Genomic DNA, 23,333 nt, shown 5'->3' with positions numbered 1-23,333 from the left:
AACTCCGCCGGTAGAACTCCGCCGATACACCAAGCCCCCTCCCTGCCGGAACGTAGTTGTGAACAAGACCACAATCCTCATCCCCCGCGGCCACATATTGAATAGGGGGTGTATACGAGGGGCCCAACTACCTAGTTTTCGGGGGTGGGATCAAGGAAGGAACAAGAAGGAAAGAAGGATTCTGCACCATGCCATGCGATACCGGCTCGGATGCCAGCAACGCAATCACCTTCAACCAGCACATCGCCACACCGGTCCAAGGACGTTCCACCGCCGGGCGACGCCATGTCATCAAAGACACCGCCACGACCGCGCCCTCACCGGGCGCGCCCATCCACATCGTGTCGATCCCGCAGGTCGCCGTCCGTCAGGACATCCGCAGCGGCGACTTCTATACGACGGACGAACCGGCGACCGATCCCAGCGCCGACGACGAAGCCGTCATCGTCAAGCCACGCCGCCCCAGAAGGAAACACACCGGAGCCAGACGCCGCGGACGTCGCGGGCCGGCGCCGCACCTGTCCAAGCCGACGATGGACGACCTCGACGACCTGCACACGCTGTTCGCCGACCCGCGCATATGGTGGAACATGCCGAACCATCGCCACACCAGCATCGACCAGACGCAGACGATGCTGGAGCACTGGATTCACGACTGGCAACGCTATGGCATCGGCTACTGGGTCATGCGCGACCACAGCGGGCACTTCCTCGGCACGGGCGGCATCCGTCGCGCCGGCGACATTCTGAACATGCGCTACTACATACCGCCACGGCTCTGGCATCTCCGGTACGGCTCATACCTTGCGGCGAGCGGACAGAAGATCGCCGCGCAATACGATGCGGCACTGCCCATATTCCTCGCGGCATTGGCGCGCAACTACGCCTCCTGCATGATCGCCGACAAGCTCGGCTTCGTCGTGGTGCGGCGTGACGTCGACTTCACCGCCGACGCCGCGTCGCGCAGAATCTACGCCGACCGCGCGGTACGACAGCAGGACATCGACAACTACCTGAGCCTGCGTGAGACCGTCTGAGCCCTAGGCGCCGGATTTGGCGCGGAACCTGTAGGGTTTGGGCGGCGACCTGCACGGTTCGGAAGGCGACCTGCACGGTTCCCACAGCAACCTGCATGATTCGACCAGCAACCTGCAGGGCCATCCCGTGAAGAAGAGCCTCTACCCGCCGATGGCGGCATCCGGAATCGGCAGAATCATGCGGATTCGCCGGAACGGGAAAACCAACGGCCGGAAGTTCTTCAAGGGGACACCCTGCACATTCGCCGTCAGGGACTGCACATCTGCGCGGAAACCCTGCAGGTTCGTGCCGAAACTCCGCAGGTTGCCGACCAAACCCTACAGGTTCGCCCCTACGCTCCGCACATTCGTCGCCGCTCCCCACCCTTCGATGCCCGATGGCTCGTTCCCTGCGGCGCCGCCGGGTCTCAACGACCCAGGCTAAGCTGAAGGGCTATAAGACGACCAGCCGCAGCCGGCCCCGCCCGAAGCATGAGCCCGGCCGCCGGCCGCCGGCCACCGGTCGCCAGACGGGAGGATGACGATGGTCAGCGTGGATGATATCCGCAACAAGACGTTCCAGACCGTGCGTTTCAGGGAGGGGTACGACGTCGACGAGGTCGATGATTTTCTCGACGAGGTCATCGCCCGCCTGAAGGCCGGCAACCCGATGACCGCGGCCGAACTCGCAGCCCGGACGTTCCAAACGGTGCGTTTCAAAGAGGGATACGACGTCGCCGAGGTGGATGGGTTCCTGGACGAGCTCGCCCACGGCGTGACGACGGACGGCACAACGGCAGGCAGCGGCGCAGGCGCACGCCCCTCCGCCTCGGGTTCGGGCGGCAACACGTTCTCGAACAACAGCCCGTTCTCGGGCGACGAGGCGCAGATCCCGTGGTGACCCCGAAGCACCCGGAGAAATACACGCGCGGCACACGGTCGTACACGATGTCGCATATCCGCGGCAAGGACACGTCGATCGAGATGCTGGTGCGCAGCTACCTGTTCCGCCGCGGACTGCGGTTCCGCAAGAACGACAAGCGCTACCCCGGGCACCCGGATGTGGTGCTGCCGAAGTGGCGCACGATCGTGTTCGTGAACGGCTGCTTCTGGCATGCGCATGAGGGGTGCGCGCGGCATAGCACGCCGAAGTCGAACGTGGAGTTCTGGACGGCGAAGCTGCTGCGCAATCGCGAGCGCGACCGTCGCCAGCATGCGGAGCTCCGGGCGGCCGGCTGGCGCGTGATCGACGTGTGGGAGTGCGAGCTCGTGAAGTCCAAGCGCGAGGACCGCCTCGCCCGCCTCTACGACGAGATCGTCGGCGGCAGCAGGTAGCAGCGGCGCTGTCATCGAGAGCGCTGGAACCACGCCTGACGGCAGCGACGGTGCCTCCCGTGACACCCGCGCCATGCGCGAAGCAACCAGTCACGATTCCATGCAGAATTCTCAGTAGGCATTATGTCAAACTGCCAGTAGCTCCTATGCAAAACTGTCAGTAGAAGTTATGTTAAACTCTCAGTAGGAGTCGATAATCGTTGAAATGACGGGAAGATAATGATACCTAGGACATTGGCCACGGATATCGATGAACTGCTCGCTGGGTTCCCCGTGGTTTCCATCACAGGCCCAAGGCAAAGCGGCAAGACCACGCTGGCAAGAGAGCTACATCCGGAATTCCGATACGTCAGCCTGGAAGATACGGACACTCGGCATCTCGCCGAGGATGATCCGCGCCTGTTCTTCACCATGTACCCGAAGCACACGATCATCGATGAAGCACAACGCGTTCCTGAGCTGTTCTCGTATCTCCAAGGCATCGTCGATGCCACCAACGAACCGGGGCAGTTCATCCTCACCGGTTCCCAGAACTTCCTGCTGCTGAAGTCCATCTCGCAATCACTGGCCGGACGAGTGGGGCTCACGTATCTGCTTCCTTTGACCTATTCCGAAATCCTGGCGGCCGGGCTTCAGCCCGGCAATCTCGACGAATGGCTGCTCCGAGGCGGATACCCCCGTCTATATTCCAGCCGCCTGTCCCCGAACCGCTTCTTCGACACCTATGTCAGCACTTATGTGGAACGCGATGTGCGCGGCGAACTGGGAGTGCGCAAGCTCGCCGATTTCAGGCGATTCCTCGGATTGTGCGCCTACCGCATCGGAGAACTCACCTCCGACAGTTCCCTTGCCACCGACGCTCGCATCAGCACAAATACCTCCAGTGATTGGATGTCGATTCTCGAAGCGAGCTTCGTTACGTTCCGTCTTCAACCGTATTACCGCAACTTCGGCAAACGCCTGACCAAGACGCCGAAACTGTACTTCTACGATTCCGGTCTGGCCGCGCACCTGCTTGGACTGGAGAGTGTGGAAGACCTGCGTTCGAACAATGCGTTCCGTGGGCACCTATTCGAGAACATGGTCGTTTCGGAAATCGTCAAGGAGCACTACTCGCGCGGCAAGACACCGCACGTCTACTATTGGCGCGACTCCAACCAGAAGGAAGCCGACCTGATTGTCGAAAAGGCGGGGCGTATACGGTATCTCGTGGAAATCAAGGCGTCCTCCACTTATGATCCCCACGCGTTCGCCACGTTGGATTCCCTAGGAGAATTGATGGGATGTGATGCCAATCAAAAAGTGCTGGTCTACGGCGGTGATGATTCGTTCATGACACGGCATGGGCGGGTCATCAGTGTGCGGCAGCTACACGAATTGGTGGAATAAGCAGAGCAAACGACAAAACCGCCTGATGTCGTTCGTGCGCAACGGCGTGGATATCGACACCGCCTACCAAGCGTCGCCGTCCACCCACTCAATCGCGTAGCCGAAGGCCGCTTTCGCCGCATGGAAGCGGCGGCGGCCTTCGTCGTATTCTCCGGTTCGCGGCACGCCACGCCAGTCGAAGACGACGGGCGTGGCGCACGGACGGTCGAGGACAGTACCGTCGGCGCGACGCGGTCGGTATGGTCACGCAGGAGCGCCTGCATGTGCCATGCGTCGTCGCGATAGTCGGCGGTGACGGTGCGTTCAGGATGGTGTGAGGAGACGATGGCCAGCAGGCCGTGCGGGTTTTCGATGATGTCGACGTTGGGATGGCGGAACAGCGCGTAGGTGAGTCCGTCGTCCGCCGTGCCCGCGATGCGCCAGTCAAGTCCGCGACGTTGCAGTACGGAGGATGGTGCGACGGTGCATGATCGCGCGTAGTCGATGGGCTGCGCGTCCGTCCAGCAACATTCGCCGCCGTCACCTTCGTCGATGCTGCGACTGACGAGATACGACATGACCGCCGGCTCGTTCCAGTATGGGAACGATGACTCGTCGATGCCCCGTTCTTCCACGCCATATAGTGATCGCATTCGTCACCGACGATTGATTCGAACTCCTCCTGTGTGACGAATGTGTTCCCGTCCAGCTGGTAGCACTCCCATTCCGGATGAATCTCACGGTTTCGATACTGCTCCGCGGCTTTGACGTAAAGCGCAGCGTCCAACTCACTCATCCGAGATTCGATGTCGGAGAGCGTAGGGAGAGCGGAGACAGGTGATGAATATCTATGGTGATGCGAATACGGCATGGCGACCTTTCCGCAAGTCAAGTGACAAATGAACCGACACCCATCGTGATCGACAAGCACGCGCTTCAGTAGGCGCGTGACAGGAGATCCACCAGTGATCTACGATCATCGAATCGCGTCACGCCGGAGTGGCTATCCATGGCCGATACCCGATATTGCGATAGGATGACGGCAACTCGATGATGATGGGAGCGGGGACTATGCCGGAACAGAAAGAATTCCACGAACTGTTCGCACAAACCAATGGTCGCATCTTCGCCTTGCTGATCTCCACCGATGGACGCGGACACTTCGACAGCCGCGGCCGTCTCGCGCTGGACTACTGCGCAGCAGGCCAGACCTTTGATCTGCCGAAAGGCATGTTCGACTCCGACGCATACCGCGATACCGACGTGGTGCTCACCTTCGCCAAACTCGAACAAGACGGCGAGTATCTGCTGGTAGATGTTCACTCGGCCAAGGAGCCAACTATTGATATTAGCAACACTACAACTTCAAATAATAAGAAGACCGAACGATCCGGCCACATAAGTTTTGCAAATAAAACCATTCAATTAGAAAAACTATTCTCTGATTATCAAAACCGCTTAACCATCTCGATACACAAGCCCAATATTGAACCCTATCCATCATTGCAAAACCACTCGGATATATTCTATGCTGAATGCAATCCGAAAGGAAGATCTACAAGCAGCTACAACAATAGCAAGATCAGGGAAAAGCTGTTTGGCATTAAATTGGAACAGCTTTATCCAAACTCAAAAACTAGCTATATCAATGCTGCAAAAGATATAAAATACACATCTTTGATAGGAACTAACAAGAAGCCCATTTCATCATATAATCTTCCCAAGTTTGATACAATCTTTGACTTAATAGATTCCGACACACTTCTACAAATACGGTCTGATTGGATTGGAACACGCACCCTATACAAATCGCCAGAAGAGAAATCCCCAGAAGTAACTGCTGGATACGCAGCACGGGATCTTGAACTCTATGCCGAATTCCTTAAATCTTCACCAATTAACGACCTCAACCGCAATCTCATCTACTTCGGAGCGCCGGGAACTGGTAAGAGCTATAGGCTCAACGAGGATCTGAGGCAGTTCGAGGGACGATACGAACGTGTGACGTTCTATTCGGATTATCTGCACGCGCAGTTCGTCGGCTCGTTCCGGCCGAAGGCCATCACCAAGGAGCAGGGCAAAGCCGACTTCACATATGCGTTCACACCGGGACCGTTCACTCGTGTGCTGATCGACGCCCTCAACGATCAAGACTCTGAACAGGATCATGTACTGGTTATCGAGGAGATCAATCGCGCCGATCCAGCCTCGGTGTTCGGCGACATCTTCCAGCTGCTGGATCGGAACGACGCCGGAAACAGCACCTACCCCATCACTGTCAGTGAGGACATGAAGGCTTACCTCTGGTCAAAGGACGGTCTTAATGAACAGGGGAGGAAACGGCTGGCGGAAATCACCGGACAGCATTACGACGCGACCGGCGAAGCGCCCAAGTCCCTCTCCATCGCCCTGCCCAGCAACATGCTCATTTGGGCCACGATGAATTCGGCCGACCAAGGTGTGTACCCGATGGACACGGCGTTCAAGCGCCGCTGGAATTTCCGCTATGTAGGTATCAACGATGGCGCCGAAAAAATCAAAGACACCAAGTGGCGAGACTGGCGCAACAAGATTAATATGCTACTGCTCACCAAAGCCAAGGTGTCCGAGGACAAACTGCTTGGCCCGTTCTTCCTTGGTTCACCCAACCTCACTACCGGCACTGACGAGTTCAACGAAGCGTTCAAGAACAAGGTCATCATGTACCTGTTCGAGGATGCCGCCCGGTATAAGCGCACTGAGGTATTTGACGAAAAGGGAGTCGGGGACGCCAACGGCAGCCCCTTGACCTTAAGCGCTCTATTTACCGCATGGGATAAGAAGCAATTCGCCATTTTCAAGTGATGTAAACGAACGGAATCTCCATGAATCCCCAGCCGTCCGATATCGCCAACTTCTTCTTCCGCGAGCAGCAAGAGTACTCCGCGGATGACTTGATGCGCGCCGATGTCGCTTTGACTACCCTCAGTCAAAGCGATGCCGTGACGACTGACGACAGCGAAGAGAAACCGGAGACTTCGGCCGCCGATATCGAACAATTGATTCGTCGCCTATTGCACTTGCAAATCAACAGAACCTCAATCTTCACGATCAGCAAAGGCTCATCGGAAACGATATCCGAATCGAACACCTACCAGTTCAACTATGTGGGAATACTGGCAATCGGCCCCTACATGTTCGCCGTTCTTCCCAAGTATTATCGGGAAGTCACACCGGAGAACATCACCGGCCACGAACCGGCAGTACTCGATGAATTCGCGACCATCATGGGCGCCATCCGTCGGTACAACACCGACCCAGCCCACAAGCACAACACCATCGGATTCGATTACGAAGCTGCCGTCGACAACAGTGACGGCAATCTCATCGACCTGTATCGGTTCCTGCTCAACGACTACGCGGAGAACGGCCTCTACCAGTCCACCCGCCGCATCACCGAGTTGAACGGCTACGGCGAAATCGACTGGAACCGCACCGTCAATCAGATCATGCCGATGCGCACGTCCTCGCGCAAACCGGTCTACGTCGACGTCGTCAGCACCCGTTCCACCGTCGATACGACGACCATCATCCGTTCTATCCAAGCCGCCGTCATCACGGACATCTCGCACTATCTGGAATCATCAGGATTGAACGCGTTGTTCCGGCTGCCGACCGCGGAACCGTCCCCGAAAACACTCGCCGAAATCGGTGACAGCGACCAGCTGTTGCGTCTGTTGTGGAAGGAGCTGCGTGTCCAGTTCGTCACACGCAAATGTCTGCTGCTACGCGCGTTGATCCAATATCTGGAGGTGCGGAGCAGCGGGCGGTCGATGCCGTTGCTCGCTCAGGGGACATGCTCGTTCAATCTGGTGTGGGAGGATGTCTGCAAGAAACTGTTCAACGACGAGGAAGAACTCCACAAGACCGATAACCCGATTTGGAGGTACGTGGAACCGTTGGCATGGGCTGCGACCGCCCCGGAACCTTCGGAGAAGACCTTCATCGACGCCGAGGAAACCAGTGAGGATGATACCGATACGCAGAGCGCCGAAAGTTCACCATTGGAGCCGGACGTGGTCGCTCTCGACAAGGATGGCGGCAAGCGCTACATCATCGATGCGAAGTATTACGTTCCGAACTACAAGCGCGCCACAGCATCAACGGGACAAAAGAAGCCGAAGGGAAATGTCACGCGCACTCCTAGCCTGAAGGACATCGTCAAACAGTATTTCTATCTGTTGGCCCTGATGCCGCAAGAGACGAAGCCCGATCCGGAGAAAACAGCGAAGGACTCGGTACGAGTCTCCGGCAACGCGTTCGTCATGCCCGGCCAGATTCCGTTGATTCCCGATTCCGAAGACGGCGACGCCAAGGCCGGGAAATCCACGAGGTCCCTGAACACAAATGAGAACTTCCCAACACGCGTGGATCGCAAACTCCTGACACGTCGCGGTGCCACCTACTTCCCATTTATGCAGCAACGCTTGCAGAGCATATACGACAAGGATGTTCCTTGGTCCATCGCAGTATTCGAGATGGACCCCGAACAGGCGTTGCGCCTCTATCAATCCGAGGAAGGTACGAGCCACGAACAGGGCATGAAACGCCTCAGGGCCATGTTCCGGAAATAGTCTCGTCTCCGTTATCGGCTTCGACGTCATTCGACGCCATTGCCATCATCATCACCATCGTCAACGCCATCACCGCTCAGCCAATCATCGGACAGCAGCATCACTGAGACCGCCAACGGAACAGCGTCGGCCAGAACATCCGCCAAGCGCTCGCGCGTGGTGATTTCGGTTTCGCCGTCCGCTTCCAAGGCGTTCACGATATTGCTGTACCAGCGGATTCGTTCGCCGTTCGGCATCACGAACGTCACGCATGCGGGGATATGCACACTCATCATCAGTCTCCTTACGAATCGTTGTCGGATGCCATTCATCGTGATCGATGAGCGCGCGCTTCCAAAGGTGAACCGTGACAGATCCACGAGTGATCTACGATCCGCGTATCCGCACCGCTGCGTGTCCTCCACGATTCCAGCGTAGCCGTTGTATCCTGGCCGCATGGAAGCAGGCAGTTCCAAGACCAAGGTCATCAATGTCGTTGGCGCGGCGATCGTCCGCGAGGGTGCGGTGTTGTGCGCGCGGCGCGGACCGGGCAAATCGCTCGCCGGGTATTGGGAGTTTCCCGGCGGCAAGATCGAACCACACGAGACCGCGCGTCAGGCGCTGCACCGCGAGATCGAAGAGGAGCTGCTGTGCGAGGTCGACGTGGCGGAGGAAGTATGCACCAGCGAATACGCCTATGAGTTCGGCACCGTGCGCCTCACCACGTTCATCTGCCACCTGACCGCGGGCACACCGCATCTCACCGAGCACACGGATATTCGTTGGTTGGAACCGGCGGAAATGCCACAGCTGGATTGGGCACCGGTCGACCGGGAAGCGGTCGGCATCATCGCGAAGAAGCAATCGCTGGCGAAGTAGCCAGACGCGACCGGGTGCGACCGGACACGACCATCCACAGCCACCAGTAACCAGTCGCACAATCAATCGGCAGTAATCAAGTAATCAGGAGACGACATGACGAACGCGGATTTCGACATCAACCTGCGCCTCGGCCATTCGGCCACGACCGCAACCGCAACCACGACCGCAATGGAATCTGACAATGACGCCAGACACTCCGTGATCGAAGGCGCCATCGCCGGTCTCATCGAACCACGGCCGGATGCCCCCGTCACCTATAAGCCCGCGCTCATCTCCAATCGTCCCGGCGGACTCACCATGCACGATCAGCTCAGCGATGCCCTCGCGAACAGCGATTCCTTCGACATCTCCGTCGCGTTCGTCTCGGCCAGCGCCGTTCAGAGTCTGCTGCAATCCTTCGTCGATCATCACGACAGCGAGCCTCGGCACCCTAGCCGTCTGATCACTTCAACGAAGAATCATTTCAACGATCCCCGCGCCTTCTGGGAACTGCTGCATCTGAAGCGCACCGCCGACATCGACGTGCGCGTCTGGGAAGGTTCCGACAACGATTCGGCCACCGAATCGCAAGGCCAACCGTTCCATCCGAAGGGCTACATTTTCGCACGACGTATGCATAACGGCACCCCGTATTACGACCTGTTCATCGGCAGCTCGAATCTCACGGGCGCGGCGCTGAGCACGCAACGCGAATGGAACCTGAAGGTCTCCTCCCTCGCCGATGGCGAACTGGTCCAACAGGTGCGTGACGAAATCGACTCGCAGGTGGCCGATTCGGTGCCGCTCACCGAGGAATGGATCAAACAGTACGAGGAGGATTTCAAGAAGTACGCGCCGCCACGTCGCGACATCCTCGAATCCCTCGAAGGCCGCGACATCCAGCCGAACACCATGCAGAAGGAGGCGCTGGAGAACCTCAGGAAGCTCCGTGAGCAAGGTGAGCATCGCGCGATCATCGTGTCGGCCACCGGCACCGGCAAGACCTATCTGTCCGCGTTCGACGTGCGCGCGTACAAGCCGAAGCGCATGCTGTACATCGCGCAGCAGCAGATGATCCTCGAAGCGGCGAAGAAGTCCTATCAAAAAGTGCTCGGCTGCGACGAATCGGAACTGGGCATCTATTCGGGCACCAGCAAGCAGCAGGATCGCAAATACGTGTTCGCCACCGTGCAGACGATGCGACAGCCGGAAGTATTGTCGCAGTTCGCTTCCGACGAATTCGACTATGTGCTGGTCGATGAGGTGCATCATGCCGGTGCCAAGGGGTATCAGGACGTCATCGACCATTTCAAGGACGCCGATTTCATGCTCGGCATGACGGCCACTCCGGAACGCACCGACGGCATCAACATCTTCGAATTGTTCGGCCACAATATCGCCTACGAAATCCGGTTGCAGAAGGCGCTGGACGAGAACATGCTCTGTCCGTTCCACTATTACGGCGTCGCCGAATACCTCGGTTCCGACGATGATCCAGATCAGGCCGCGCATCGCCTGGACGTCACGCAAGGCCTTGACGCGAAACAATCGAAGCAGCTCAAGTACGAGATCAGACAGCTCGCATCGGAAAAGCGCGTGCGCTACATCATCGACAAACTGCAGGAGTACGGGCAGTTCAACGTGCCCGTCACCGGGCTCGTGTTCTGCAGCCGTCAGGAGGAGGCGCACGAATTGTCGCGCCTGTTCAACCAGCAGTGGAACCAGCAGGCGGAGCGCCTCTACCGGACGGCCGCCGTGACCAGCACGGACGCCGACGGCAAGCAAGTCTCGCAAGCGCAGCGCGACGAGTACGTGCGGCAACTCACCAAGGGCGAACTCGATTATCTGTTCACCGTCGACATGTTCAACGAAGGCGTCGATATTCCCGCGGTCAACCAGATCGTGATGTTGCGCAGCACGGAATCCAGCATCATCTTCACCCAGCAGCTGGGTCGTGGTCTGCGCAAGTTCCCGCATAAGGAAAGCGTCGTCGTCATCGACTTCATCGGCAACTACACCAACAACTACCTGATTCCGGTCGCCTTGTACGGCAATACCGGCGACCGCGATCGGGCGCGCAGGAACCTGCAACGCAAGTCGATCGGATTGTCGTCGATCAGCTTCGACAGAATCGCTAAGGAACGCGTGCTGAAGTCGTTGGACACCGCCGACTGGTCCGAGATGAAGAAGCTGTCGGAACAGTATCGTCAGGTGAGGTACGAGCTCGGTCGCATCCCGATGCTCATGGATATCTACGCCTACGACTCCTCGCTGCCGTACACGCTGGCGTCGAAGCGCAGCAACTATCTCGACTTCGTGCGGTCACGCGAGAAGAGTCTCGGCGGTGGGAAAACGGCCAAAGCCAGCAAAGCCAAGGAGACGTCATTCGCAGACCAGTTGGAACCGGTGAACGAGGTCGAGGACGCGATCCTCAAAATGGCGACGGAACTGCTGCTGCCGGGTATCCGACCGCACGAGCTCGTCATCCTCGATCGGCTGTGCCGGTTCGCGGACGAACGGCCGGGCGGCGACGCCGCCGCTGAAGCAGAGTGGGCACCATCGGCACCAATCTCCCGTAGCACACTCATCGACGCGATCCGCGCGGACTTCCCGCAAGCCGACCTGTCCAGCGTGCAATTCGACTCGGCGATCGGCGTGCTCGACTACTCGTACTTCACCGGGCCGAACAGCAAACGCTTCGGCGGGCAGCCGCTGATCGACGCGACGGACGTCGCCGGCGACAGCGGCGAACCCGCGTACCGACTGAACGCGACGTTCGCCGCGATGCTCGCCCGGAACCGGACGTTCCGCATCTTCTTCGCGGACACGCTGCGCACCGGACTCGCCAACTGCCGCGACCTGTTCCGGGAGGCGCGCGAGAATCGGCGCACGTTCGACCGCGCGTTCCTGTACGAACGCAAATACTCGATGGCGGACGTCATGCGGCTGTGCGGATGGCGCAAGGAGAACACGCCGCAGAACGTAGGCGGGTATCTGCTCGACAAGGAGACGGGCACGATGCCGATCTTCGTGAAATACGCAGCCAGCCAGTACGAAGACGAATTCCTCAACGCACAGGAGATGCGGTACTACAGCAAGAACGGACGCACGCCGCAGTCGCCGGAATTCCGGTGGGTGCGGGATGGCGTCGGCTCGGCGGAGTGGGACCGCACGCACTTCGTGCCACTGTTCGTCATGCGCAAGGCGGAGGAGGCGGATGGCCGGTACTACTACGTCGGCCATGTCGCCGCGTTCGACCATCCGACGCTCACGACGAAACCCACCGCGTCCGGCGAGGGCCGCGTGAACGTGACGCTCTCCACGCTGCGACTCGCCAAACCACTCGACCCGGAACTCTACCGCCATCTGACCAGCTGAACCGACCAGCCGAGGACAGGGGTTGACGCAGCAAACACAACGACTGGTAATTCACCACCGATTCCAACGGCTCCCGAAGGCAAAGCTCGATTTTCCATCGGCTTTGTCTTCGGGATAGCATCGAAACGGCTTCCATAGGTCCTTCGGGGCTTCCGTAGATAACTGAAGACAATTTCGCAGAGAACGCCATAGCCAACTTCGTTGCAATGACGCCGTTTTCGTTGACCTGGCCATAAGGATTTCCCCGGACGGAAACCTACGGAAACGACAAACCACCTACGGAAGACGCAACATCGGCATATGCGTCGACTCATCGGACCACCATAGGCAAGCGGCAAGAGAGTGGGATAATCAAGACGAACAGCGGCGGCGCGGCCGTAGTGCAGTCACAGTATGCCCTTGGCAGGCTCAGGAAGGAGCCTCGGTGAACTGGCGGGGCCGGCAAAGTCCAGACGGAAGGAACAGAATCATGCGGATTGATGATCTCATATTCGGCACGTACGACGCCGACGACCAAGACGGGTCTGCGGCCATCGCCAGAGCGCGCGTACTGCCCGAACCTCCGCAACGTGCGAAACGATGGCGGCGCGGTCTCGGCCAAAATGGCTCGCGCACCGACCGTATCCTCTTCTCCGGCGACATTCATTGCAAAGGCGCGAAGATCTGCCCGATCATCGAGGAGGCTGCGGAGCGTACCGACGCCGGCGTGATTGTGCTGCTTGGCGATCTGCTCAATGAGTGGGACGCCAGTGTCGCCGGCGAGGTCGCCGCGTTCGAGCGGCTCGCGGACTGGGTGAACCGACAGCGCGACCGGCGCGAGGTCATCGTACTGCTTGGCAATCACGACCTCACCTACTGGGTGGATCCAGGAACGGCCGACCATCGTGCGTTCCGCGACACCTGCCCCGGCTACAACGACGGCGCCTACCGAGACGTGCATTATCTGCTGCACATGATGTACCCGCAGCTCGCCTATGGCCTCACGGACGCGCGCGGGAATCAGGTACTCGCCTCGCATGCCGGAGTCACGCAGACATGGTGGGAATGGGTGATCGGCAAACTCGCCGACGCAGGCGAGCCGCTGCCGGGCGACGATTCCGATGGAGAGCCCGCCAGGAACCTCTTCACACCCAACGCGGAGCAGGCGGCAGATGCCATCAACACGTTCGCGCAGGGGCATATCGGCGGCGGCATCCGGCCGTTCGGCGTGATGGTCGGGGCCGAACGCGGCGGTTTCCCCGGGACGATTCCGTCGCCGGTCTGGGCGGGCATGGAGGAGCTGGCGTTCGACCCGCTCGTCGGCTACCGGCAGATCGTCGGCCACTCGCCGATCAATACGGTGCTGTACCGCCGGTGCGGTGTCGGCACGGGAACACTCACCACAGCTGGACGCCCGTCGAAACGCAGCCGTGCAGAGTTGTGGTATTGCGACACACATTCGCTATACCGCAGCGGACGACCGATCGGCGACGGCTCGCTCCTGCTGTACGACTGTGCCAGCGGTGGCGCATGGAGTGTCATGCCACGCGTGCGGTGATGCAACTTCGACGGAGCGCATCAGGAGGACCGTCATCCCACGCATTTTGAACGGGTCATAGCATCTTCGTATGCATCGCGTCTTGTGGCGCACGGAACGGCGTGGTTTCATGGTGCTCACATTCGTAGCGGGGTACGGCGGTCAACGATCCCGCGACGATTGTCGCAATGATGGTTACCGAAAGAAGGAGGTCATGATGGTGTTCACCACACTGGATTTCGCCGAACGTTATCTGCTGAAGACCGAAGTAAGGACCTCCGCGTCCATGTCCGAGAACGCGTACGGCCACGATGATGCTCCGGCGGACGGACCGGTCGACTCATACCAGCGTTACGCCTATTCGTACTGATTCACGCTGATTTTGCGCTGATTTTGCGCTGAATCACACCGATTCGCGCCGATTCGCGCCGATCGGCGACGTACGATTCCGAGAGGACGACGAAGCCATATCCGCCGTGTTGCATATAGCACATATGCTATATTGGGGATATGAAAAGCATTGAGGAGCTGCGCGGGGAGCGCCGGCGACTGCACGTCACGCAGGGCGCGGTGGCGAAGGCCATGGGGACCACCCAGTCGGCGCTGTCGCGCGCGGAACGCGAGGGAAATCCGACGCAGGATTTCCTGCAGCGGTACGAGCAGGCGCTCGACGCCCTCGCCAGCCCGCTCACACCGGCCACGGCGAGCCTCACCGGCATCATCTTGCCCGATGCCGATGATGAGCCCGACGTGGCCGCATCATCAGACATCGTCACGAACACGCCGCCCCACGAATCAGCCAAGAACATTGAACTGTACCGTTCCGAGGACGGCACCATACAACTGGAAGTCAATGTGAACGGCGACACGGTATGGCTGACTCAGGCCCAGATGGCGGAACTGTTCGACCGTTCCGTAGCGTCGATTTCTCGACATATCGCCAACGCCATCGCGGAAGGAGAAATCAACGGAGAAAGCAATTTGCAAAAAGTGCAAATTGCCCACTCCGACAAGCCCGTCACCTACTACGATCTCGACGTCATTATTTCCGTGGGCTATCGTGTGAAATCGCAACGCGGCGTGCAATTCCGCCGCTGGGCCACCACCGTGCTGAGGCGATACCTCATCGATGGCTATGCGGCCAACAAGCGACGTCTGGAACAACTGGGAAGAATCGTCAACGTGCTTGCCCGCAGCGACAACCAGCTGGCGGCCGGCATCGCGGATGTGGTATCAAGCTACCTGCCGGGATTGGACATGCTGCGCGACTACGATGCGCGCGAACTATCTCCTGAACCGCAAACACATCCGGTCTGGAAACTCGGAGCCGATGACGTCCATGCTCTGGCGATGCGCCTGCGACAGGCGTACCCCGCCGATTCGTTGCTCGGACGGGAACGGGGCGAATCCGTGGAACGCATCATCGGCGCCATCTATCAGAGCTTCGACGGCCAGGACCTGTACCCGACAGTCGAGGAGAAAGCCGCGCATCTGCTGTATTTCATGGTCAAGGACCATCCGTTCGCCGACGGCAACAAACGTATGGCCGCCGCACTGTTCGTGCGATTCCTTGAGGGAAACGCCGACGCCTTCGCCGGCGGCCATACGCCGGAAATCACCAACAACGATCTTGCGGCCATCACGTTACTCGTAGCGGTAAGCGACCCTGACGAAAAGGACGTGATGATTGATTTGGTAGAACGGATGCTGGCCGAGCCGCGCCGTCACTCGCCGGCCACACCGGCCACACCAGCCGCACCGGCACCATCCACACCGTCACCGTCGGCATCGCCGTCGACCGCCGGGATCCACTTGGCGTAGCCTTCGGCCTCCATGCGGGAGCGAGGCACGAACCGCAGCGAGGCCGAATTCATGCAGTAGCGCAGGCCGCCGCGGTCGGCGGGGCCGTCCTCGAACACGTGGCCGAGATGGATCTGCGTGTCCGCGGTGCGGATCTCGATGCGCGGGCGGCCGGGCACGCGGTCGTCGGCTTGCTCGGTCAACGAGGAGGCTTCCAGAGGCTTCGAGAACGCGGGCCAGCCGCAACCGGAATCGAACTTGTCGCGCGACGAGAACAACGGCTCGCCGCTCACGATGTCCACGTAGATGCCCGGCTCGAACGTGTGGTCGTACTCGTTGACGAACGGGCGCTCGGTGGCGGCGTTCTGCGTCACCGCGAACTGTTCGAGCGTCAGGCCCCAGATCTTCTCCACGTACTTCTGGCGGCGCTTCACGTTCGCGATCGCGGCGAGCGGGATATGGCAGTAGCCGCCGGGATTGTTCACCAGATAATCCTGATGATGCGCCTCAGCCGGGTAGAAGTTGCGCAGCGGCTCGATGAGCACGGCCGGACGCTGCGGCTGGCGGTCGATCAGCTGCTCGATCGCGGCGATATAGGTCGACCGCTGCGCATCGGACGTGAAGAACATGCCAGTGCGGTACTGGCGGCCGGAATCCTCGCCCTGACGGTCCACGGAGAACGGGTCGATGACCTCGAGGAACAGCAGCGAAAGCGTGCGCAACGTCACGCGCGACGGGTCGAACGTCACCTTCACGGTTTCGGCGGCGTCGGTCTGCCCCGCGCACACCTGCTCGTAGGTCGGGTTCTCGACGGTGGACTGCGCGTAGCCGACAGTCGTGTCGGTCACGCCGTCCACGTTCTGGAAGTAGCGTTCCAGCCCCCAGAAGCAGCCGCCCGCGAAATAGGCGACGTTCGTCGCGGGCGCGGAAGCCCCGCCCGTCACGCCCGTCACATCCGTCGCATTGCTCTTGTTCTCGTTCGTATCAGTCATGTCCCCAAGACTACTTGCGCAGGGTCCTGAGCATGCCGGCTATCTCGCCGGGCGTGACGGACGGCACGTAGGCGTGGGTGACGGCCAGGCCGATCTGCGCGAGCTTCGCCGCATCCGGGTAGCACACGTACACGGGCTCTTCGCTCGGTTGGAACTTGCGTTTGAAGTTGAACAACGAGTGGAATCCGTACGCGGGTTCCATCCAGTCGGCCACGAGCTGGAGCGCATGCTGCAGCACCTCGATGCCGTCACCGGCGCCGCCCGGCAGCGTGTTGTCCCGCTCCGGATTCATGCCGGCAAGCGGCGCGGCGGACAGGCTCATGAACTCGACGGCCGACCCAGCCCCAGCCGAGCCAGCCCCATCCGAACCAGCCGAAGCCCCCTCATCCCGCAACCGTTCCGCCATACGCGCGATCAGGAACTCCATCACGCCGTTCGGGCTGTCCGGACGATGCCGCATGAAGTCGAGCGTCCATCCGACGATCCTCCCATCGCGCCACGTGGGCAGCCAGCTGGTCACGCCGAGCACGCGGCCGTCCGCGTCCATCGCGTACAGCAGCCGCACGCGCGGGTCGCGCAGCTCCTCGACGCCACCCAGCGTGAACTTCATCTCCGGCAGCGCCTTGCCCTGCGCCCACTCCTCGGAGATGTCCTCGATCTGCTCGCGCACGTCGAGCGACGCGTCGAGGAATGTGGAGTACACGTCCACAACGCCCTGCCGCTTCGCCTTGTTGATCGCGGTGCGGATGTCCTGCCATTTCTTGCCGGTCGTCTTCCACTGCCGCGGGTCGACGACCATCTCGCCGCCCACTTCGATCGACTGCCATCCCATCGCGAGCAGCCGGTCGCGCTGTTCGCGATGCACCGCGTAGAACGCGGGCGTCAGCGACCGCGACGCGCAATACTTCGAGAACGCGATCAGATCATCATCCCACTCGGACGGATCGCCGAACGGCCCGGTGCAGGTGAGCGCCACGCCGCCCCACACACGATACGCGACCGCGGACCGCCCGGAATCGGACATCCAATACTCGTTGCCCTCCCACGTGGTCATGAAGCTCATCGACTCGCCGCCGGCCTCGACGAGCCGTTCCGCGCGGGCGCGCGCACGCTCGTCGACCGCCGTCACGTCGCCCATCCACCGCACGACGACCACCAGCACGACGATCCAGAACACGAGTCCCACGCCCTGGTACACGATCGACGCGAGCGGCGTGACCGGCACGAACGCGAGTCGCACGTGACTGAGGAAACCAATCGGCAGGAACCGTCCCGGCAGCTCGGCGAGCAGCGTCGCGGCCGTGGCACGCGGCGCGAACTCGCCCGGAAGCGCGAGACCGTACAGCAGGTACACGGCCGTGCATGCGAGCAGCGCGAGCACGCACGCCGTGACGCCGCCGGCGAGACGCCGCCATCCGACGCGCACCGGGAACCGGCGCAGACCGACGAGCAGCGCCACGGCGAACGCGAACGGCGGCAGCGCGTTCGCGACGCACGCGGCGAACGCGCCATGGTCGACGAGCGAGTAGACGCCGTCCGGCGCGAACCGCAGCGGCACGACGAGATAGTAGGCGACCGCGACGCCCGCTGTGACGAGATTGACGGCGATGGAGGCGACTGCGGCGAACCGGCGGCCGCGGTACAGGCCCCACGCGAGCACGAGCGTGACGGCGGTGGGCAGCAGCGAGCGCAGCACCGCGCCGGGCATCGACGTGCGCAGCAGGTCAAACTGGAGGAAGCAGTCGGTGCGCGTGGAGCCGGCGATGCAGCGGGCGAGCGTGCCGTCGTCGGCCGCAGCGGGGCTCATGATGAGTCCCAGCGTGCTCAACGGCCCGGCGTGCGTGTGCGCGGTGATGGCGAGCACCGGGCCGAGCGCGAGCACGACGGCGATCGCGGCATAGAGGCGGCGGATTTCGTACGAGGTGCCGCGCAGCCAGTGCCAGCGGGTTTCGGCGGATTCGGTTCCGGCCGAGGCGTCGGTTTCGGCGCGCGTCGCGTCGTGCGTCGCGTCGAGCGCGCCGACGCGACGTTCGCGCTGCCGCATCACCACGCCGGCGACATGGCCGATGATCGCGGCGGCGAGGATGCAGTAGCCGCCGGGATTGCCGCTGTACAGCAGCGTGACCAGAATCGCCACGTAGCCGACGAGACGGATGCGCTGCCGCCACAGGTGCGTGCAGTACGCGCTGGCGGCCATCAGCGCGCCGACCGGCAGCGTGAGCGGGCTCAGCACGAACGAGATGCGCTCGATGATGCGGGTGTCATGCAGCAGCGACCCGGTCGCGGCGCATAGCGTCAGTCCGACGATCACGCCGCCGAGTGCGCATGCGACGGCGATGCGCACGGTGCGCGCGCGGCCCAGCCATCGTTCGGCGATGGACAGCATGACGAGCCACAGCAACGCGTCGAAGACCAATTGGATGACGCCGCGTGCGAGGAACAGCGAGCACAGGAGCTTGCCGAAGCTGAATTCGGCCATGCTGGTGTGCAGGCGCAGCGGGAAGTCGAATCCGGTGACGGCCGCCGCGATCCACGCGACGAGATTCACCGCCGTGAACGCGAGCGTCGCGCCGACGGCGAACCGGTGCGCGTCCGCCCATCGGCGTGCGTCGCCGGCGAGCGCCTGCCACGCCTGGGTGGTCGGCCGGGGTTTGCCGGCCTGCCGGGGCTGAGCTTGCCGGGTCTTGCCCGACTGCCGGGGCTGCGCCTGTCCGGCCGTCCCGTTCCGTTGTGCTTTCTCTCCGCTCATTCCTGCACCTCCATCATTCCTGCACCTCCACTTGCGGGTAATCCTTGACGGCCTTCGTCATCGCGCCGAGCCCGGTGCGCGCGCTGAACCAGTCGACGCCGGGCTTCCACACGGCCTGCACCGCATGCCAGTCGTGGCCGTGGCCGGGCACGACGATCTCGGTCACGTCGCCCACGCCGGCCTTGCGCGCGGCCGCGGCGATCGTGCGCATGTTGCGCACCGAATCCTTGTCGCGTTCCCCCGCGCCGGCGAACAGCGCGAGGCCGCGCGCCTCGCCGGGGTCGAGCGCGGCGAGCGCGTTGACCGGCACCTGCGCGTCGTAGTCGGCGCGACGGCCGCGGAAGTAGTTCTTCGTCATGTCGGCGACGGACCCGTTGGTCGGCTTGAGTTCGCCGTCGACGGGCAGCATCGCGCCGTACAGTTCCGGGTGGCGCGGCGCGATCTGCGTCGTGCACGTGCCGCCCTGCGAGAATCCGCCGATCGCCCACATGCGCGGGTCGGTCGCGACGGGCAGCGTGCGTTTCGCCCACGCGACGACGTCGCGCGTGAGATACGTTTCCGCGTCGCCCTGGCTGGTGTCGGCACACAGGCTGTTGTGCGTGTCGGCGCCGTTCTGGTCCGGCACGACGACGACCGGCGCGAGACCGTCATGCGCGTCGGCGTACGCGTTCATCATGCGCGCGAGGCCGGCGGCCGCGACCAGCCGCCCCGGACTGCCCGGCTGCCCGGCGAGCAGTTCCATGACCGGCAGCCGCGGCGGCCGCTTCGCGAGCGCGGCCGGCGGCAGGTACACCATCGCCTTGCGCGCCGCGAAATGGGATTTCGTGTTCGGGATGGTCACGGACAGTATGCGGCCGTGCGCGGGATGGTCCGGCGCGTCGTGGCGCTCGGCTGCGGCGCGCCACTGCGCGACCGTCATCGCCGCGCGGTGGATGGTCACCGAGTCAATCGACGCGTACGGCGTGTACCCGACGACGCTGCCGACGGTCTGGTATTCGCCGAAGATCGCGTCAACGCGCAGCGCGGTGGCGAGCAGCGTGAGCGGGATGAGGATGACCGCAATCGCGCGGGTGATGCGGCGAGCGACGGCGCGGGGCGCGCGGCGACGGTTCGCGACGACGATTACGGCGGCGATCGCGCCGAGACCGGCGAACCCGCAGGCGACGGCGATGATGACCGGCCAGCCGAGCGAGACGCCGAACACCATGATGCCGTCGGAGATGAACCATGCGAGGAGCAGGCCGATGAGGCCGGCGGCGAGCGCGGCGGCGAGGATGGCGAGCGCGGGAAGGAAGGCTGCGGACGGGGTTGCGGAGGCTGGTGTGACGGCGGAATCCGCGGGCTTGCCGGGAGCCGGGCTGGAAGCTTGGCTGGGAGCCTGGCTGGAAACCTGAGTCGGGCGGACGAGCGCGACGGCGAGCGATATGACGAGTGCGACCGCGGCGCATGCGGTGACTATGAACACGGTCCGCGGCAATACGCCCCGGACCAGCGACACCTGCATCAACCATGCCGATGACGCCATATCCAATGTTGAGACCGAAGCAGAACCCATCTCGATCATCCCCATGACATACTTCACCATGCGCTTCACAATGCGCACGTAAGCCTAACGCGCGATTCAGGAAGAGCCGAGAAAACCCAAGATTCTCCCCGACGATTCCCATGATTCACTCAGGTTGGGCCACAGGCCCCGTCCTTGATTGCGGGCGGGGTGTCGGCTCCCGGCGAAGCCGGGTGGGGGAGAGATAGTTGCAAACGTCACGTTCCAGCTATCTCTCCCTCAGTCAGCCTGCGGCTGACAGCTCCCTCGTCAGAGGGAGCCATAAGGAAGGCGGCAACCCCTGCACAACGACAAAAGAGGCCGGCGCATCGGGGATGATTCTCGATGCGCCGGCCTCTTGTTGGCTGGCATTGTTTCCGCGTCGCCCGTCTACTCAATCCCAAGGAAGGGGGACGTATGGGGCGGACGGCGTACCGTCAGACGTGCTCAGTCTGAGCCTACAGACAGCCACCGGGCTGCCTGCTTAACGGCGTCTCCTCCGGCCCTGCAATTACGGACCGGCCTACGGCCGGGCTCAGACCTGCCTTCGCTCGGCTTTCGCCTCGCTCAGGCTGAGCCTACAGACAGCCCACCGGACTGTCTGCTTAACGGCTCAGCCTTCAATCGCGATCTGGTGCTTGGACTCGACTTGCGGCTGGGCCTGCATCTTCGGAACCTGAATGCACAGCGTGCCATTGTTGTAGCTGGCGTGGGTGTCGGATTCCTTCACCTCGTCGCCCACGTAGAAGCTACGAGAGCAGGAGCCCATGTAGCGTTCGCGACGCAGCCAACGACCGGACTCGTCGGAACCGCAGGCGCACTGCTCGCCCTTGCCCTGGGCGTCGGAGGCGTTCGCGGACTCCGGAGCCTTGTCCTCATGCTCGCTGGAACGCGAGGCGGACACGGTCAGGTAGCCGTTGTTCAGCTCGAGCTTGATGTCGTCCTTCTTGAAGCCCGGCATATCGATGTCCACGTCGTAGCCCTTGTCGGTCTCACGCACATCCGTGGTCATCATGTTCGCCATCGTGTTCGCCGGCATCATGGAGCCCATCTGAGAGTCCATGTTGCGCCAACCCTCGAAGAACGGGTCATCGAACAGATCGGAGAACATCGTGTCATTCATCAAAGCCGGAAACATCGCCATAATCGGTACTCCTTCAACAAGGAGAGAACACGGCTTGGCTACCGTCCCGCCCGCCGCCCTGCCATAGGCGGCGAACGGAAACGGATATCGTGGCCGGTTCCGGAACCCCTTCCGGGGCTCTCACCTTCGCCTTTCACTTCACTCAATTCCCGAGAGCCCGAATCATTCCACGGTTTTACCCACAGTGAACATGCCCGGGAATCAGCGAATACGGACGCGAACCCGCGAATGCGCATGGTTTGGAGGGCGGTGTGCATGGTTCAGAACGCAACCTGCATGGTTTCCGGAGCAACCTGCACGATTCCCGGGGCAATGTGTAGTCCTCCGGACCGAACGTGTACGGTGTGGTGCCGAAGAACGCCCTGGCACAGGCACAAGCGCCTGCGCAAAAGCCTGGAATTCCGCCAAACGTCCTACCGGCCGACAGAGCGAACAGGCGGCTCTTCACGCCGCCACCCCACAGGTTCGCTCAGATGGACTACACGTTCGTTCCGCAATCATGCACGTTCGCCCCGGAACCATACACAACCAGTCAGAAACCCTACACAACGCCCCGCAAACCATACACATTCGCCATACGGCCAGCCTATGCGCCTACCGCATACGGGATATAACGCGGCCCAAAGGGCAACGAAGCGGAGCCACCGCGCGATCAACGCCATTCAGGCATCGGGATAGACGCGGAAGGAATCGGCCCGTTCCGCCGCACGGCGAGAACCGTCCCCGACACGGGAACCTCGCTTGGAGCCAATGCCGGCACGCATCCCGGCACCGTCTTCCGCCGGGATCTCGCGCACTTCCACATGCTCGACCTGCGACCAGCGGGGGCCGACCTTCAGCGCGCTGATCAGCTGCGCGACCGCGGCGCGCGACCCCTGCGCCTCGACCTCCACCGAGCCGTCATAGCGGTTGCGCACCCATCCGGACAGTCCGCCGATCGCGCGCACCTTCGTCACCACGAAGTAGCGGAATCCCACGCCCTGCACCATGCCCGTCACCACGGCATGCACACGGATGATCTCATCACTCATCATTACTC

Annotated in this window: 16 protein-coding genes and 2 pseudogenes; 12 read left to right on the top strand and 6 right to left on the bottom strand. The window is 61.7% G+C overall.

Annotated features, from left to right (window positions below):
* Nucleotides 1–188 precede the first annotated feature (188 nt).
* The 7 genes and pseudogenes from AC1AYX_RS03925 (at nucleotide 189) to AC1AYX_RS03895 (ending at nucleotide 8,332) form a co-directional block, all read left to right on the top strand.
* Nucleotides 189–1,037, top strand: coding sequence for a GNAT family N-acetyltransferase (locus tag AC1AYX_RS03925; protein WP_476502269.1), 849 nt, complete (start codon nucleotides 189–191; stop codon nucleotides 1,035–1,037).
* A gap of 517 nt (nucleotides 1,038–1,554) precedes the next feature.
* A pseudogene (locus AC1AYX_RS03920) lies at nucleotides 1,555–1,660 on the top strand (DivIVA domain-containing protein); the annotation flags it as partial.
* A 26-nt stretch (nucleotides 1,661–1,686) separates the two neighbouring features.
* Complete coding sequence (locus AC1AYX_RS03915; protein WP_476502310.1) at nucleotides 1,687–1,917, top strand: DivIVA domain-containing protein; 231 nt, start codon at nucleotides 1,687–1,689, stop codon at nucleotides 1,915–1,917.
* The gene (locus AC1AYX_RS03910) at nucleotides 1,911–2,351 is read left to right on the top strand and encodes a very short patch repair endonuclease (protein ID WP_476502268.1); all 441 of its coding nucleotides are present in this window, start codon (nucleotides 1,911–1,913) and stop codon (nucleotides 2,349–2,351) included. Before AC1AYX_RS03915 ends, AC1AYX_RS03910 begins: the two co-directional genes overlap by 7 nt.
* Before the next feature lie 234 nt (nucleotides 2,352–2,585).
* Entirely contained in the window at nucleotides 2,586–3,740 is a 1,155-nt protein-coding gene (locus AC1AYX_RS03905) for an ATP-binding protein (protein WP_476502267.1), read from the top strand.
* Nucleotides 3,741–4,790: 1,050 nt separating this feature from the next.
* Nucleotides 4,791–6,563: an AAA family ATPase gene (locus tag AC1AYX_RS03900; RefSeq protein WP_476502266.1), complete on the top strand. Its 1,773-nt coding sequence runs from the start codon at nucleotides 4,791–4,793 to the stop codon at nucleotides 6,561–6,563.
* Nucleotides 6,564–6,583: 20 nt separating this feature from the next.
* Entirely contained in the window at nucleotides 6,584–8,332 is a 1,749-nt protein-coding gene (locus AC1AYX_RS03895) for an LlaJI family restriction endonuclease (protein ID WP_476502265.1), read from the top strand.
* Nucleotides 8,333–8,358: 26 nt separating this feature from the next.
* On the opposite strand, the gene AC1AYX_RS03890 is transcribed toward AC1AYX_RS03895, so the two are convergent.
* The gene (locus AC1AYX_RS03890) at nucleotides 8,359–8,607 is read right to left on the bottom strand and encodes a hypothetical protein (protein WP_476502264.1); all 249 of its coding nucleotides are present in this window, start codon (nucleotides 8,605–8,607) and stop codon (nucleotides 8,359–8,361) included.
* 160 nt (nucleotides 8,608–8,767) lie between these two features.
* On the opposite strand from AC1AYX_RS03890, the gene AC1AYX_RS03885 reads away from it, so the two are divergent.
* From AC1AYX_RS03885 to rhuM, 5 genes are all read left to right on the top strand, one after another.
* Complete coding sequence (locus AC1AYX_RS03885) at nucleotides 8,768–9,190, top strand: (deoxy)nucleoside triphosphate pyrophosphohydrolase (RefSeq protein WP_476502263.1); 423 nt, start codon at nucleotides 8,768–8,770, stop codon at nucleotides 9,188–9,190.
* Nucleotides 9,191–9,361: 171 nt separating this feature from the next.
* Nucleotides 9,362–12,550 carry a DEAD/DEAH box helicase gene (locus tag AC1AYX_RS03880; protein ID WP_476502309.1) on the top strand — a complete coding sequence of 1,063 codons (3,189 nt, stop codon included), beginning with the start codon at nucleotides 9,362–9,364 and terminating at the stop codon, nucleotides 12,548–12,550.
* A gap of 469 nt (nucleotides 12,551–13,019) precedes the next feature.
* Nucleotides 13,020–14,087 carry a metallophosphoesterase gene (locus tag AC1AYX_RS03875; protein WP_476502262.1) on the top strand — a complete coding sequence of 356 codons (1,068 nt, stop codon included), beginning with the start codon at nucleotides 13,020–13,022 and terminating at the stop codon, nucleotides 14,085–14,087.
* Nucleotides 14,088–14,280: 193 nt separating this feature from the next.
* Entirely contained in the window at nucleotides 14,281–14,436 is a 156-nt protein-coding gene (locus tag AC1AYX_RS03870) for a hypothetical protein (RefSeq protein WP_476502261.1), read from the top strand.
* Nucleotides 14,437–14,576: 140 nt separating this feature from the next.
* On the top strand, nucleotides 14,577–15,887 hold the full coding sequence (gene rhuM, locus AC1AYX_RS03865) for a RhuM family protein (RefSeq protein ID WP_476502260.1): 1,311 nt from the start codon (nucleotides 14,577–14,579) through the stop codon (nucleotides 15,885–15,887).
* Here the strand turns inward: rhuM and msrB are convergent.
* The 5 genes and pseudogenes from msrB to AC1AYX_RS03840 all read right to left on the bottom strand — a co-directional run.
* Nucleotides 15,791–16,858, bottom strand: coding sequence for a peptide-methionine (R)-S-oxide reductase MsrB (gene msrB, locus AC1AYX_RS03860; RefSeq protein ID WP_476502259.1), 1,068 nt, complete (start codon nucleotides 16,856–16,858; stop codon nucleotides 15,791–15,793). The two genes, rhuM and msrB, sit on opposite strands and share 97 nt — an antisense overlap.
* Before the next feature lie 10 nt (nucleotides 16,859–16,868).
* Nucleotides 16,869–19,607: a bifunctional lysylphosphatidylglycerol flippase/synthetase MprF gene (locus AC1AYX_RS03855; RefSeq protein WP_476502258.1), complete on the bottom strand. Its 2,739-nt coding sequence runs from the start codon at nucleotides 19,605–19,607 to the stop codon at nucleotides 16,869–16,871.
* Nucleotides 19,608–19,620: 13 nt separating this feature from the next.
* Complete coding sequence (locus tag AC1AYX_RS03850) at nucleotides 19,621–21,132, bottom strand: alpha/beta hydrolase (protein ID WP_476502308.1); 1,512 nt, start codon at nucleotides 21,130–21,132, stop codon at nucleotides 19,621–19,623.
* 631 nt (nucleotides 21,133–21,763) lie between these two features.
* Nucleotides 21,764–22,294: an Hsp20/alpha crystallin family protein gene (locus AC1AYX_RS03845; protein ID WP_476502257.1), complete on the bottom strand. Its 531-nt coding sequence runs from the start codon at nucleotides 22,292–22,294 to the stop codon at nucleotides 21,764–21,766.
* A 749-nt stretch (nucleotides 22,295–23,043) separates the two neighbouring features.
* Nucleotides 23,044–23,328 (bottom strand): annotated as a pseudogene (locus AC1AYX_RS03840) (acylphosphatase); the annotation flags it as partial.
* Nucleotides 23,329–23,333: the final 5 nt, after the last annotated feature.

The organism is Bifidobacterium sp. LH_419, from assembly GCF_056356955.1.
Note: the sequence above shows the minus strand (reverse complement) of the source record. Positions and strands in the feature narration are given on the sequence as shown.